The following is a 15473-nucleotide window of genomic DNA, read 5'->3' as shown; positions in this document are numbered from 1 at the left end:
AATACTTACTGACTCTTTTAGGATGATTACTCCATGACCCAATTGACCCAAACGCCTTCTATATCATTTGATGCTTCGCCTCTGACCTGCGGTGAGTTGCTCGTCCAGTGGCTAGAATACTATGGAGTAGAGACCGTCTTTGGCATACCGGGGGTACACACAGTAGAGCTATATCGCGGCCTACCCAATACCAATATTCGCCATGTGACCCCGCGTCACGAGCAAGGCGCTGGGTTCATGGCAGATGGCTATTATCGTGCTTCTGGCAAGATCGGTGTGTGCTTCATAATCACAGGTCCTGGCATGACCAACATCATGACGGCGATGGCGCAAGCACTGGCTGATTCTATACCGATGTTAGTTATTTCTAGCGTCAATAAAATCAAAGACACAGGGAGCGGGGAGGGGCACTTGCATGAGTTGCACGATCAGCAAGGCATGGTCAGTAAGGTGGCGCTCGCAAGCAAAACCATCTGGCAGCCTGAGTCATTACCCAAAGTCATCGCCGAAGCGTTTGCGTTATTTAACGGTGCGCGTCCAGGGCCAGTCCATATTCAGCTGCCGATTGATGTCATCACCGCTGATGCCAGCCATGTTGCCAAGCCGCCTAGTATAAAGGGTGTAGCTAATAGCCAAGCTGACAAGAACAGCTCAATCCCACCACAAGTGACAAGACCACTGCCAAATCCTGCGCAATTGGATCTGATTATCGAGTCATTAAAAACTGCAAAAAACCCAGTATTGCTTTATGGCGGTGGCTGTGTGGATGTCGATCAAGATGCGCAAAAACTGGCAGAGCTGATCGATGCACCCACGTTTTTGACCATCAATGCCAAAGGGCTATTGCCACCTGGTCATCCATTAAGTTTAGGTAGTAACCAGTCGTTAGACGCAGGTCGAGCCGTGATTACAGAGGCAGATTGGGTGCTCGCCATTGGTACGGAGCTTGGCGAGACCGATTACGATGTGTTCTTTAATGGCGAATTCAAAATCAATGGCACATTAGTGCGTATCGACTGCGATGCCGAGCAGCTGCAGCGTCCATTTATAGCAGATATCGCGGTATTGTCTGACGCGCAGATGGCTATCAGTGGACTATGCAGGCGTTTAGAAAATCAGGTATTAAACGGGCAGGCACTCGATCATCAGGCATTGTCACGAGTGAACGAGGCAAAACACGCACTTTTAAAAGATGTAACCCCAGACTTTGCGGGCCAAAATGCCTTGCTAAAACTGATTCGAGATGAAGTGCAAGACGTGATTTTTGTGGGCGATTCAACGCAGCCTGTCTATAGCGGTAATCTTGGCTTTGAAGCATTGGCGACGCGTAAATGGTTCAACTCCTCAACGGGCTTTGGCACGCTAGGTTATGGTTTGCCCGCGGCGATCGGTGCCATGATTGGCTCGAACTTGCCGGTTGTCAGCCTAATCGGCGATGGCGGTATTCAATTTACTATTGCAGAGCTTATTTGTGCGGCTGAGCTTGAGCTGCCATTGATTGTGCTGTTATGGAACAACCAAGGTTATGGCGAGATTCGCCGATATATGGAAGAGGGCGGTTTGCCACTGATTGGTGTCAATATTAAAACGCCAAACTTTGAGCCGCTAGCCGCAGGATTTGGCGCTGGCTATCGCAGAATTACAGATAAGCAGCAATTGCTAGAGGCGCTAAAAACAGACACGACAGGCAAGCAACCGATCATTTATGAGATTGATGAAGCGGATGACTTTCTCAAAGAGATGGGTGAGACGGTTACCTATTTTAGTTAACGGTACTCATAAACAATGCTCAAAGGACTATAAACGCGGGTCGCTCAAGGAAAAATCTTCATTAGAGCAAACCTCGTTATTAGGGCGTGTCCCTAATTCAAACGTGTATCACTAAATGGGCTAAAAATGGCTAAATCTTTGCCAAACGGCGTCAAATAGCTGGTCAATATCTCGATATTATCTGCACTATTTTCCTTGTTTGCCTACGATTTATCTCATTTTTATCACCATTCTTAAAATAGGGACACGCCCTAGCCAGATAGAAAAACTGGCGATCACCACCCATTAAGGAGAAGGTAAATGACGAATGCTATTGATAAATCGCAGCAACCGATTTTAGGAAACGATGTCGATCCAAACACACCGCAGGCAGGGCAGTGGCGGGCGTCAATGTGGAAGTTTCTGCTATTTTCAGCATTGGGTATTGCGTTATTTATCATACCGTTTCAGTGGGATGGTAAGGTCACCATTTTATTGGGGGTGCTCACAGATACATTACAAGCAATATTGGGCGGATTTGTGGTCTATATCACCATGGCGATCGTGACCATTTCCTGTCTTGGAGCATTAGCAGTAAAGGTATTAAAACCCAATCTGCCTGAAGGCTCACTGATAAAGAATCTCTTTGATGTTGATTGGTTTTGGCTCACCACGCGTTTGTTAGGTATGGTGTTTGTTTGGATGATTTATCTGCAAGTCGGCCCTGAGTTTATTATTAATCGCAATACGGGCGGCGTCATTTTTGAAGATTTGATCCCCATTCTAATTCCGTTGTTTTTCTTCGCCATTTTATCGCTGCCATTTTTGACTGACTTTGGCCTCATGGAATTCTTGGGCACATTGGCCAGCAAGATATTTGTCAAACTGTTTAAACTACCAGGTCGTTCTGCGGTTGATGCGATGTCTTCTTGGTTTGGGGCCGCATCTATCGGCTTGCTGGTCACCATGCAGCAGTATGATAAAAGTTTCTACAGCCAGCGCGAAGCAGCCATCATTGCCACCACCTTTTCAGTGACTTCCATTGCCTTTACCTACGTGGTTGCCAAAACCATTGGCGTGGACAATAACTTTGTTTATTTTTATCTGACCATTGCGCTGACTGGGTTTATCGCTGCGATCATCATGCCGCGTATACCGCCACTGTCAATGAAGCCTGATACCTATCACTCTGGCAAAAGCATGCTAGACGAAGGTATTCCTGCTGGGTATAGCACTTACCAATGGGCGGTTAATCGTGCCGTCACTCGCGCACACTCTATGCCAAGCTTGGGTTATGTGTTCAAACGCAGCGTGGGTAATTTGTTTGATATTTACTTTGGACTGATCCCAGTTGTCTTTGCCATCGGTACGATTGGCTTGGGCTTAGCAGAGTACACGCCTGTCTTTAATTGGCTCGCGACCCCACTTGTGCCATTGCTTGAATGGTTACAGATTCCAGAGGCGGCAAAGGCTGCACCTGCCATGATTATGGGCTTTGCGGATATGTATTTGCCAGCGTTGGTCGGTAAAAGCATCGAGAGTGAAATGACACGCTTCATCGTGGGTGCCGCCTCAATTACTCAGATTATCTATATGTCTGAAGTCGGTGCGCTGATTTTGAAATCAAACATCAAACTCAATATATTAGAGCTGTTTGGGATTTTTATCCTTCGTACGCTTATCAGTTTGGTGGTGATTACTTCGGTCGCGCATCTGCTTTATTAGTCGCACATTCGATATCAACAAAGCATATAACGTAAAAAATAATTGGTTTTTCTGTCGTCAGATAAACCGATTATTTCATCAATTACGTTGCACGTGCTATGCAAATAAATAAAATTTTATCAAAAAGTATAAGGCAATTAACCATGGTGGAATTGATGAACGCTACAAGCTTAACCAGAGAAGGCGCAACACAGACGGCTCAAAATGAAGTCGTGTTAAATGCCGCTTATATCAATGGGGAGTGGATTGAGATTGAAGCGCCTGAGACTGACTCTGATAATGCAAGCTTTGACAATAAAAATAACCATGCCCTATATGACCCCAGTTCAGGCGAGATAATCGCAACGACGCGCTTGTGTACCAGTGCTCATGTAGACATGGCGGTCAGAGCTGCCTCTAAGGCTTATAGCAGCTGGTCGCAGACTGATGTTAGCGAGCGCGCCCGTTATCTAAGCGCGATTGCAGCGTCTATGGAGCAGCAATTCGATAAGTTGGTTGGCCTGTCTGTGTTAAATAATGGTAAGCCAATTGAGGAAGCAAAGATAGACGTTGGTGATGCCATCGCTTGCTATCGTTATTATGCTAATTTGATCACCGATCAAGCAACGTGGTCTGAGGTGTCCACGCTTGAGTCAGGCATACGACTGCTAAAGACCTACGCGCCTGTGGGTATTTGCGCGCTGATTACGCCTTGGAATTTCCCTATGGTGACGACGGCTTGGAAGCTAGCACCTACGCTAGCGGCGGGCTGTACTGTATTATTAAAGCCATCTGAGATGACATTATTACCAGAGCTGATGCTCGGCAATATCCTATCCGAGATAGGACTGCCAAAAGGCGTGGTCAATATCTTACCGGGCGCAGCTGAAGTAGGCGCTGCCATGACCAGCCATCCGCTAATTGATAAAGTCTCTTTTACCGGCAGTAATGTGGTCGGCGAAAAGGTCATGAGTCAAGCGGCTAAGAGTGTCAAAGACATCAGCCTAGAGCTGGGCGGCAAGTCAGCCATTGTAGTATGCGCAGATGCCGATATCGACCACGCTTGTGATTTGATCGTTGGTGGTATATTTACCAATGCTGGTCAAATATGCTCGGCGACCTCACGACTGATTGTCCATCAAAGTATTGCTGAGTCGCTATTTGAGACACTAAAAGTAAAAACAGAAAGCTTGCAAATTGGCGATGGTTTTGCAGCCGATACGCAAATGGGACCACTAGTCAGCAAGCAACAATTAAACCAAGTCAAAAAATACTTTGATATTGCCACGACCGAGCAGCTTAAGTGCTTAACGGGGGGCAAAATAGTAGATGACGCAGGATATTTTGCGACGCCAACCATTTACACGGATGTACCAACGACCAGTCAGTTATGGATGGAAGAAGTGTTTGGACCCGTATTAGTCAGTACGACTTTTACCGAAAATTTAGAAGCTATTCGTTTAGCCAATGACAGCAAGTTTGCTTTGGCAGCGACCATCGTGAGCGCTGACGAAGCTGCCGCACTGGAGATGGTATTACAAATTCAAGCAGGTCACGTTTGGATTAACGAGCAACAAATCGTCCTACCAGAGTCGGGTTGGGGCGGTTTTAAGCAAAGCGGTATTGGCCGAGAGTTGGGCGGCGATGGCTTATCCGCTTATCAAAAGAGCAAGCATGTATTGCTGACTGATTGAGTCGCTCATAGTTTTATTAGCTGTTTTAGAACCTAGTACCTAGCTGTTAATATCGTTATTGATAGCTAGCGTCATGATCGTTCTCTATTTTATTACCCAGTCTATTTTCCCGTATTCACTTTACTGAAACATCTATTAAGGATAAAATTGAGCAATCATTCAAATTTTATCGCCGTGCTCATTTTTATATGAGGTCACGGCTTTTTACATGGGGCATAGTATGTCACGCAGCGCACTCTATAATCGTCAAGACGCTCTGGAGCGAGCATTACAGCTTTTTTGGCAAAAAGGCTTTCATGCCACCTCATTAAAAGACATCGAACAAGCGCTCGATATGCGTCCAGGGAGCATTTATGCCGCTTTCGGTAGTAAAGACGGCCTGTTCCAAGAAGCGCTAGAATACTATGCCCGTCTAGGGTTGACTGAGCTTGAGCGCGTATTAAGTCATCACCAAACGCCTTTATCAGGTTTAGCCGCTTACATCAGGCAGCTAGGCGGTATTCGTGATAAAGCATTGCCGAGCCGCGCCTGTATGCTGGTCAAAAGCTTATTGGAGCTGGGTGCTCGTGAGCAATCTGCATTAGAGAAAGTTGAGGTGTTACTGTCAGGGATGGAGACGCGATTTATAGAGTGCTTTCAAAAGGCTCAGCAGATAGGTGAGATAGACAGTCAGCTTGATGCGGTCAGACTAGGACGACGACTACAGGCGGAGGTCATGGGGCTGCGCGCCTTCGCACAGCGTGATGTCAAGAGCTCGACAGTACATGACCTTGCTGAAGATATGGCATCCTCTATAGAAGCGCTGCGACTCGATCATTCAGTAAAAGCATATTAGTTGATTGTAAAAGGCTATCGCTATGACATCTCTAATTGCTTAAGAGTATGATAGCCACCATGTATGCGGGTAAAAATAGTGATTGCGCAGGCAGTGGCAAAGATACCAGCGAGCAGCACAAAATGCTGCGGCCAAATGCAAACATTCAAGCGTCCGTTGTACTGATATATTTTAGTTAAGCTAGTAAAAAGTTATCAGCTCAACCAGATGATCTCAGGCTTGTTTTGTCTATTAGGTTATTTATCGGTAAATGCCTAATTAACCACGGCGCCATGTGTGATATTTCTCTAACCAGCTCAATACTGTTTCAGGTGCGTGATTGCGCTTCCATTCGCCAGCGACGTATTTGTTGCCCTCCGCCCATGTTGGGTAGGTATGAATCGTACCAAGTATTTTATTCAGTCCCAAACCATGTTTCATCGCCAGTACAAACTCGCTCATCAAATCGCCAGCATGCTCAGCCACTATCGTCACCCCTAGGATGTTGTCTTTGCCTTTCGGGGTGATGACTTTAATAAAACCCTTGGCGGCACTGTCAGTAATCGCACGATCTAGCTCTTTAAAGTCATAGCGCGTCACTTCAAAATCAATCCCTTTGTCGATTGCTTCTTGCTCGTTCAAACCCACGCGAGCGACTTCTGGATCAATGAAAGTCGTCCATGGAATCACTCGGTAATCGACTTTGAATTTTTTGAAATGACCAAACAAGCCATTGACAGCAGCGTACCACCCTTGATGCGACGCCACATGTGTAAACTGATAGGGCCCAACGATATCGCCGGCTGCATAAATGTTGGGATACAGCGTTTCTAGATATTCATTGGTGACCACTGTACGGTCTGTTTCGATACCTAGCGCTTCAAGTCCATAACCTTCAAGACGGGCGCTACGACCGACTGCACACAGCAGCTCATCGTATTCAAATGCCATCTCTTTTTGCTGACCGCTTTGTTCCTCATCAACCAACTGCTGAACGATAATGTACTTTTTGCCATCTCGCATCTCGCAGCGTAATGCTTGGTGCGATGTCAAAACCGTGACGCCACTGGCTTCTAGTGATTTTTGGGCAAACTTGGAGACTTCTGTATCTTCTTTTTTCATAAGACGCGTGCCGCGCTCAACTTGCGTGACGTTTGAGCCTAAACGCGCAAATGCTTGCGCCAGCTCAGAGCCAATAGGGCCACCCCCAAGCACGACGAGCTTTTTGGGCGTCTCATCAAGCGTTGCAAATTTATCCCACAAAGTATCGCTGGTGACATAACCTGTCTCCTCAAGACCTGGCAGTGGCGGGATAAAGGGACGAGCGCCAGTGGCCAGCACAATCGTGCGTGCCGTGAGCGTTTGAGTGCCGCCATCGTTGAGCGCAACCTCAACCGTCCAAGGATCAATCAGTTTGGCATACCCTTTTAGGACTTCGACCCCTAGATCGGTATAGCGCTCGACACTATCGTTCGGCGCAATCTCAGCGATAACATCGTGTACACGCGCTATGATTTTTTTAAACGAGAACTGCGGCGCGGTGTTCTCTAAACTGTAACGCTCAGCTGTGCGCATTTGCTCTGCGATTTTTGCGCTTTTGATAATGGCTTTACTCGGGACACAGCCATAGTTCAAGCAGTCGCCGCCCATCTCACCTGCTTCTATGAGTGTGACTTTTGCTCTGACAGTCGCCGCAATGTAACTGGTGACAAGGCCGCCAGCACCTGCGCCGATGACGATCATATTGCGGTCGAATTTTTTTGGCTTATTATAATTTTTGTAGACGCGACGCTTTTTAAACGCATTGAGTAGCGATTTTGCGATTAAGGGGAACAAGCCCAATAACGCAAACGAGACAATCAGATCGAACGATAATATGCCTGATAGACTCTCAACCTGTGCCAGTTGTGTCCCTGCATTGACGAAGACAAACGTACCAGCGAGCATACCGACTTGGCTGACCCAGTAGTAAGTCCATGACTTGATGGCAGTGACGCCCATCAACAGATTAATCAAAAAGAACGGGAATATCGGTACCAGTCGAAGGGTAAATAAGTAAAAGGCGCCTTCTTTTTTAACGCCTTTATCGATCGCTTCTAAACGCTCAGGGAAGCGCTGCTTGATGGTGTCGCGCAGCAGGTAACGTGACGTCAAAAAAGCAAGCGTTGCGCCGATACTGGACGCAAACGACGCAATAAGTAAGCCCTGCACCAAACCGAACAGTGCTCCTGCTGCCAACGTCAAAATAGTTGCGCCAGGTAAAGAGAGCGCGGTGACGACCACATAGAGTAAGAAGAAACCACCAATAACCAATAATGGAGACTGAGCTTTATACGCATCAAACTGCGCCATCGACCCTTTTAAGCCCTCAAGCGTCAGTAGTTGATTGAGGTCAAAATAAAAAAAACTTGCCGCCAGTATCAATATTAATAGTATTAAGGATATTCTTTTAATCATGATTTTTCCGGCTAAGTCAGAGAGCGGAGGAGAGCTTCGAGATTGTGTCGACATGGTTGAAGCACGAGGTTTTGCGTGATCGTAAATATTATATTGAGTCTAACGGTCATTTATTTCATTGAGTAGGATTATATTGTACTGAATGTTGAGTGACTGTTCAATTAAAAGCCCTATCTATTCGATAAAGTAGACAATCTGATAAAGTAGAATGAGAGGCACCACGCTTAAACGTTTTCTGTCATTAACTGGCTGATGACTGCCATAATAAACTGTCTATTAAACCGCAGATAGCAAAACCCCCTCATAGAATGGTCACTCTATGAAGGGGTTTTGACTGAATGTTTGTCTGAGTAATCAGACGAGTGATTACCACATCAAATCATCTGGAATCACATACGCGGCGTAAGGATCGTCTTCTTCTGGCGTGTCTTCAGCGGTATCATTGGACACCACCATGAACCCTTCCATTTTTGTATCGATACGATCTGCGAGTGGGCGCGGCAGTAACGCGTAGCTGTCCTCTAAGCGTGCAATTACGACGTGACCTGCTACGATTTGATCATATAGCTTCTGAGTGATTGATATTTTTTTCACTTTTGATGCATCGACGAATTGATAGCTGACTTCACCGGTAGTGTCGCTGATTTGATGCTGCTTAATCATTTGCACAATATTGGCTTTTAGTGCCTTTTCTTCCAAGGCTTGTTGTTTTTCTTGATTGAGCTTTTGATCTTTTTCAAGTTTTTTTGCTTGAGCGTCTGCCAGCGCTTTTTTGGTCTCCAAACTCTCAGAGTCGCCAGTACGCTTGGCATGCTGCGTTTGCTTGCTGATTTTTTTGGCTTTTTTACTATCGACCAATCCAGCCTTTAATAGTTGAGCCTGTAGGGCGTTCTTTGCCATAATTCAATCACCTAAATAACGATACGTAAGTCTTAAATACTGAACCATAAATACTAAAAGAGGTATTGTAGCAAACTTTACTAACGCTTGTGGTTAGACAATGACTAGAGTTCATCAGGGTGTTAAGGCAATACTCTTGTAAACCATATAAAATAATAGTACTGGTACGTTTGTGATTCTAGAAAAGCGTGTACATCGCTGGATGAAGCTGACCAAATTGGGTATCATCAAATTAAGGGAGCGGTTTTTAGAAACATCTCTCAAATGATGGGCATAGCTTGGTCATATATAACAAGCTGTATAGGATTAAATAACACATCTAAGGACAGATTATGACAATATCACAGCACATTCTAGCTTGTATTGACGGCTCAGCAGTGACTGAATCGGTTTGTGACTATGCAGCATGGTATGCCAGCAAACTGAACTTGCCTGTTGGGTTGCTGCATGTCAGCGACGTCCCCGCTTCAGTCAGACGTGATCTGTCAGGAGCGATAGGGATAAATAGCCGCCAGTTTTTGTTAGAAGAGTTGTCCCAGCTAGATGAGCAAAGGGCAAAGGTAGTCAATAGCTATAGCAACGCCTTAGTACAAGATGCAAAAAGCCATATCCAAGGCAGCTTTGCGGATGTCAATGTGCGCATTTATCAACGTCATGGCAAATTGCTTCCTAGCATCGAGCATTTCAAAGAAGAAAATCGCGCGATCGTCATGGGCCGCCGCGGCGAAGACCACAAAAATAGCCGCATCAATATCGGCAGCCAAATCGAAACGGTAGCTCGCGCATCGGATATTCCTATACTGATTTGCTCAGAGACTTTTACAGAGCCTAGCTCATATATGATTGCTTTTGATGGTAGTAAGACCTCTATAAAAGCGGCGTGGATGGTGTCAAAAAGCCCTTTGTTAAAAGGTTTAAAAGGTCATATCGTAATGGTCGGCAATCACAATGATGCTGCCAAGCAAAGCATGAGTGCCGCCGCTGCTAAATTAGAAGATGCAGGCTTTGTCGTTGAGGCGCATCATTTATCTGCTTCTGATGCCGTTGATGGACTGTTAACGTTTCAAGTCGACAACGATATTGACATAATGGTGGTCGGTGCTTATGGACACTCTAAATGGCAGCAGTTGTTCCTTGGTAGTACAACGACAGAGATCATCGCGAGCACATTGTCTCCCGTGATTCTAGTACGCTAATGGATGTATTAATAATTTTTCCTTGATCACTTGTTTTTCGATAAAGTGACACTAAATTAAGGTCGTGCGTTGTTCGCCACGTTAGTGAACAACACACCAATCTCAATAATTCAATATTCGCCATCATGATTGGTTATTGATATTTTAGATAACCAATCTATATCTCATAACGGCTCACTCGCTGACGCCACTCACTCTATCTTTGGAACCCCTTATGCGTATCAATGCAGATTTTTCACGTCGTGCCTCGCTAGCACCTGAAGACCACGGGTGGGTCAAATCACCACAGAATGGCGTGGAGCGAGTGATGCTTGACCGCATAGGAGAGGAGAAGGCGCGTGCGACCAGTCTTGTCCGTTATGCACCGAACTCTTATTTTCCGCACCATCTGCATCCGGGCGGTGAAGAGATTTTAGTATTGTCAGGGACTTTTTCTGCAGACGACACCCACTATCCGGCAGGTTGGTATTTACGTAACCCACCAGCATCCGGTCATAGGCCTTATAGTGATGAAGGCGCAGTTATTTTTGTCAAGCTGCGGCAGATGTTACCTGATGAAGCGCATCATGTTGCTATCGATACTCACGATGGTGCCAATTGGCAGCGACAAGGTGACCGTGACGTTTGTCCTTTGTTCTCAGATGGTGTCGAGCAGGTGAGCTTGCAACGTATAGAGGCAGGCGAGTTGTTATTCAATGATCCACTCCCTAATGGCGCAGAGCTATTAGTCATTGCAGGCGAGCTGGTAGATGATAACCGAGTCTATCAGCGTTGGGGATGGTTGCGTCTGCCTGCAGGTGAGTACGCGCAAATCACAGCAGGACGAGGGGGCGCGACGATATATCTGAAAACAGGGCATCTAAGCCAGATAATTGGTTTGGAAATAAATGAAGCCTAAATAAAACTTGTGGAAAGTGCTGTATCAACTATCTGAGTGACCCATAAACGTAATATCTGACACATTAGCCCTTTATATTTGATGTGTTAGATGCGCTGTGGGTAGTATCTTGAATATAGTCAAACTTCTATAAAAGAGTGACAGCGTTAACCTCACTTGAATTATCACATATACATCTGCGCTCGGTTGCCTTGTCTCTCTTTTAATCTGAATCAACTATAGCTACTTTAAGTATTGACAGTTTTATATCGATAGACCCTCTTAGACTCTTTCCTACGTGAGATTTCAAACCTTCCTTCAACAGCTCATAGATAGCCTTTCTTTAAGGCAGATCTTCTTCCATTTCATTCCAACATAGCCAGTGACTACTGAGCGAAAATATCTGAAACAAGATAGGTCTTCCTGTAGCTCATATAAGTGTCTCATTCATCCAGCACCCCATACTACTAAGCGCTATCAAGTAGTGCTGAGGACGTGTACCTGAACGCTTGTCACTACATTAAATTGGTAGTAGCGACAATATAGAGTCTATCAAACAAAATTTGGTTAAAAATGAAAATTATTGCCGATCTATAAAGCGTTTAAGGATGTGAAGCGGATAAGTATTGGCTGGTATCTAGAGTTTTAGTATAATTATGTTGGTCTAATAAAATGATATGAAATGTATATGAAAACGATATTTTTAAGAGAAAAGATTATATTTCACTATAGATCTACGATATGAGTGCATCTCGTAGATATTAATGATGCAAAATAAAATTTTCAATTGATAGTATGTATCAGATAATCCATTGTTTAATATAAATTGAAGCTGATTTTGAGTTTTAATGATCTCTAATTAATCTTAATATATTAATATTTAAGACATTAACCATTAAGAGAGGTAGTGATTGCATAGATGGTATCATAGTTTTCTGTTTGCCAGAATCTGTGCTGAATGCTGAAGTGATTAGACTTATATAATCATTATTGAATATAAAATAAACTGGTAATATTTGTAATAATTACAAGTAAGTATAGTTATATCTAGTTATTTTTATATCAATTTACACTGATGTACGTAATAACTTTATCTACATTTTGACTTAAGGATGATAAGGTTTATTGTAAATACATATACATGTTTTACATAAAGGAACATTTTTTACAAATCGATAAATGTATTAATGTTGACCTATAAAATCAGCATACTATTATTAGAATATACAATGCATAGAAAATAGTTAGTTGTAAAAAGATAAATTTTTTTATCAATCTATATTTTTATAAAAAATAATTAGGAATATAGGTTGGTAAAATAATTTTAATGAGTTAGATTTCTATCGATTGGAGGTCGATTATTATGATCAGCATGACTGCACTATTATCGGCTAGGATGGCCATTTTAGTAAGTAGCCGGACTATGGTGGCTGATCGAATATTGTCTGTCTATAATACTTATACCCTAACAAAACTAGTCATCAGAAAAGTGATTGGTAGTACTGTTTTTTACGTCAAAAATTACCCGCATATCCCTCAGATAAAAACAAAATTGCAAGCCCACCTATATCTATTAAAACCTCATCTATTAAAGCCTCTTGCTATTCAGCAAGTGATAGCTGCTCAGAAGATATCTTCAAGTTATTTGATTCATTACATTGTCCGTCCCCTCTGTCATATGGCTATTGTTTTGCAAAAGCAAACATATCGCCGAACAGCCAAAAATCACAAACTAAATTTTTTGTTAGTTTCATAAAAATATTGTTGAAGATATCTTCGAGATATAGAGATACGTGTAAAAAACAATTCAGTCACTGCGAACAAAAATGAAGGATACAAACAAATTCACTCATAATTCTAGATCGGAAACTATTTTAGAATTCATTAATCAAGGATGATGTTATGAAAACTATAACCGTTAAAGCCAATAATCAAGTCGGAACAGTTGCTGAACATACTGTGGTTACGCAGAATAATATCCCGACAGTGATACGAGCTACTGATAAAACAAATTACGAGCTTCTTGATACAGCGTCTGGGCGTGCACCAAAAAACATTGTTACCAAACGTGTAGATAAAGACCTTCACATTTCGTTTGAAAATAATAGTGAAAACGCTGACCTTATTATTGAAGGGTTTTATGATGATATCGATGGTGCACTTGTTGGTGTCGCTGAAGATGGAAGTTATTACTACTATCTTCCTGATACAGGTGATGTGACAGATTATGTTACCGAGCTACAGGTGGGCGAGGTGCAGGGCCAATCATTGGGCGGAGATGGATATGCAACTCCTTGGTGGATAGGGGCGACAGAATCTGAAGGTTTTGCAGCTCTACCATGGTTGTTAGGTCTAGCAGGCGTTGGTGTGGCGGCAGCAGCTTTAGGAGGAGGTAGTAATAATAACGATGATGATAATTCAGAAGCAGACACTACCGCCCCTGATGCCCCGAGTATTGATGCCTTCGATGGTACTACCGTCACAGGTAACGCTGAGCCCGGCAGTCGCGTAGACATCTTAGATACAGATGACAATGTCATTGGTACAGTAATAGCAGATGCTACCACAGGTGCCTACGAGGTAACTCTTAATACACCGCTTGCCAATGGTGAGGCGATTAACGCCGTTGCTACTGATGCAGCAGGTAATACCTCAGCAGAGTCTGATCCAATAAATGCCCCTGATACTACCGCTCCCGATGCTCCAAGCATTGTTATCGGTAATGGTGACGCCTTGATCACCGCTGATGAGATTAGTGATAATCAAGTCACTATCTCTATTGGTTTGCCAGATAATGCTTCTGTAGGTGACACTGTTACTGTCAATGGTGTTGATCAGCAACTAACTAATGATGACATCGCAAATAGTACGGCAACTGTAACTATTGATGCTCCATTAGAAGGTCAGTCTCTGCAAGTCACTGCCAGTATCACAGACTTAGCTGGAAACGAGTCTACGGCTGTTACAGCTAGTGCTACTAGAGATACAGATGATGCGCCTGAAGCACCAGATAGTGTAGCTATCGGGAACGGAGATGCTTTTATCACGGCTGATGAGATAGAGGGTAACCAGGTAGATGTCGTTGTTGACTTGCCAGAGAGTTCGAGTGTTGGTTATACCGTGATCGTCAACGGTGTCGAAAAGGTTTTGACTGATGACGATATTGAAGCTGGTAATGTTGAAGTTGAAATACCTGCACCAGAAGAAGGGGCCGTATTAGAGGTTTCTGTCAGAATCGAAGATACGGCTGGTAATGTTTCTCCTGCTGTAACAGCCAATGCTATTCGAGACACCACAGCGCCTGACACACCGCCTGCAGCACCTGTCATCACCGACAACGTAGATGGTAATGGCGATTTGCTTGACCCTGCAGAAACCATTCCTGATGACGGCATCACCAACGACAACACCCCAGGGGTTGTCATACCAGATGATGAATTGGCAAACGGCACACCGACATTGTTGGTCGATGGCGTGGCCGTACCAGCCACCTTAGTGGATAACACCCTAACGCCTGACACACCACTTGCTGATGACACCTACGATATCAGCTATACCATCACAGATGCTGCCGGTAACGTGAGTGAGCCATCTCCTGCGACCACCATAACGGTTGATACCGTTGCCCCTGGTGGCGAGGTAGGTGCCGCTATCGCAGCGCCAGTCGTGGTCATTGATGATGAAGCGGATGATGGGGTCAATGCCGCAGAATTTGCAGATGGCGTTCAAACCCAAGTAACCCTACCAACTGGCACCGTTGCAGGTGACACGGTCACCTTGACGGTGACCTTGCCTGACAGCAGTACCATTACCGTTGACTATATCGTGACCGCAGATGATCTTGATGCCAACGGTGGCAACGGTATTGCTGACGTGACCATTGCAAATGATGCAGATGACGGCATCACCGCGGATGGTGAGTACAGTGTGATTGCCACCGTAACCGATGCGGCTGGTAACGTGAGTGCGCCTAGTGCGGCTGTTGACTTTACCGTTGATACAGCGGCGCCTGACACACCGCCTGCAGCACCTGTCATCACCGACAACGTAGATGGTAATGGCGATTTGCTTGACCCTGCAGA

General features: G+C 44.5%; 9 protein-coding genes. 7 read left to right on the top strand and 2 right to left on the bottom strand.

The genetic code is table 11. The annotated features are described in order from the left end of the window. Positions 1–33: 33 nt before the first annotated feature. From ACHUET_RS02620 to ACHUET_RS02605, 4 genes are all read left to right on the top strand, one after another. Positions 34–1770 (top strand): 5-guanidino-2-oxopentanoate decarboxylase, encoded by a 1737-nt coding sequence (locus ACHUET_RS02620; protein ID WP_394210420.1) that lies wholly within the window; start codon positions 34–36, stop codon positions 1768–1770. A gap of 300 nt (positions 1771–2070) precedes the next feature. Further along, positions 2071–3474: a YjiH family protein gene (locus ACHUET_RS02615; RefSeq protein WP_394210418.1), complete on the top strand. Its 1404-nt coding sequence runs from the start codon at positions 2071–2073 to the stop codon at positions 3472–3474. A 155-nt stretch (positions 3475–3629) separates the two neighbouring features. Next, on the top strand, positions 3630–5147 hold the full coding sequence (locus ACHUET_RS02610; protein ID WP_394210416.1) for an aldehyde dehydrogenase family protein: 1518 nt from the start codon (positions 3630–3632) through the stop codon (positions 5145–5147). A gap of 220 nt (positions 5148–5367) precedes the next feature. After that, positions 5368–5982: a TetR/AcrR family transcriptional regulator gene (locus ACHUET_RS02605; protein WP_394210415.1), complete on the top strand. Its 615-nt coding sequence runs from the start codon at positions 5368–5370 to the stop codon at positions 5980–5982. 258 nt (positions 5983–6240) lie between these two features. Here ACHUET_RS02605 and ACHUET_RS02600 read toward each other — a convergent pair whose 3' ends face one another. Then, complete coding sequence (locus ACHUET_RS02600; RefSeq protein ID WP_394210413.1) at positions 6241–8418, bottom strand: FAD-dependent oxidoreductase; 2178 nt, start codon at positions 8416–8418, stop codon at positions 6241–6243. 366 nt (positions 8419–8784) lie between these two features. Next, the gene (locus tag ACHUET_RS02595) at positions 8785–9318 is read right to left on the bottom strand and encodes a DUF2058 domain-containing protein (protein WP_394210411.1); all 534 of its coding nucleotides are present in this window, start codon (positions 9316–9318) and stop codon (positions 8785–8787) included. Between the two features lie 332 nt (positions 9319–9650). Here ACHUET_RS02595 and ACHUET_RS02590 point away from each other — a divergent pair, with 332 nt between their 5' ends. From ACHUET_RS02590 to ACHUET_RS02580, 3 genes are all read left to right on the top strand, one after another. Next, entirely contained in the window at positions 9651–10514 is an 864-nt protein-coding gene (locus ACHUET_RS02590; protein ID WP_394210410.1) for a universal stress protein, read from the top strand. Positions 10515–10728: 214 nt separating this feature from the next. Continuing rightward, positions 10729–11412: a cupin domain-containing protein gene (locus ACHUET_RS02585; RefSeq protein WP_394210408.1), complete on the top strand. Its 684-nt coding sequence runs from the start codon at positions 10729–10731 to the stop codon at positions 11410–11412. A gap of 1881 nt (positions 11413–13293) precedes the next feature. Then, the coding region (locus ACHUET_RS02580; RefSeq protein ID WP_394210406.1) for an Ig-like domain-containing protein at positions 13294–15473 on the top strand (2180 nt) is incomplete at its 3' end.

Origin of the sequence: Psychrobacter piscatorii, from assembly GCF_043641605.1 — a bacterium.
GTDB lineage: Bacteria > Pseudomonadota > Gammaproteobacteria > Pseudomonadales > Moraxellaceae > Psychrobacter > Psychrobacter piscatorii_C.
Note: the sequence above shows the minus strand (reverse complement) of the source record. Positions and strands in the feature narration are given on the sequence as shown.

Bases quoted from the DNA above. Each gene is read 5' to 3' on its own strand.
- ACHUET_RS02610 (WP_394210416.1), top strand. From the start codon at position 3,630: ATGAACGCTACAAGCTTAACCAGAGAAGGCGCAACACAGACGGCTCAA.
- ACHUET_RS02600 (WP_394210413.1), bottom strand. From the start codon at position 8,418: ATGATTAAAAGAATATCCTTAATACTATTAATATTGATACTGGCGGCA.
- ACHUET_RS02605 (WP_394210415.1), top strand. From the start codon at position 5,368: ATGTCACGCAGCGCACTCTATAATCGTCAAGACGCTCTGGAGCGAGCA.
- ACHUET_RS02585 (WP_394210408.1), top strand. From the start codon at position 10,729: ATGCGTATCAATGCAGATTTTTCACGTCGTGCCTCGCTAGCACCTGAA.
- ACHUET_RS02595 (WP_394210411.1), bottom strand. From the start codon at position 9,318: ATGGCAAAGAACGCCCTACAGGCTCAACTATTAAAGGCTGGATTGGTC.
- ACHUET_RS02590 (WP_394210410.1), top strand. From the start codon at position 9,651: ATGACAATATCACAGCACATTCTAGCTTGTATTGACGGCTCAGCAGTG.
- ACHUET_RS02615 (WP_394210418.1), top strand. From the start codon at position 2,071: ATGACGAATGCTATTGATAAATCGCAGCAACCGATTTTAGGAAACGAT.
- ACHUET_RS02620 (WP_394210420.1), top strand. From the start codon at position 34: ATGACCCAATTGACCCAAACGCCTTCTATATCATTTGATGCTTCGCCT.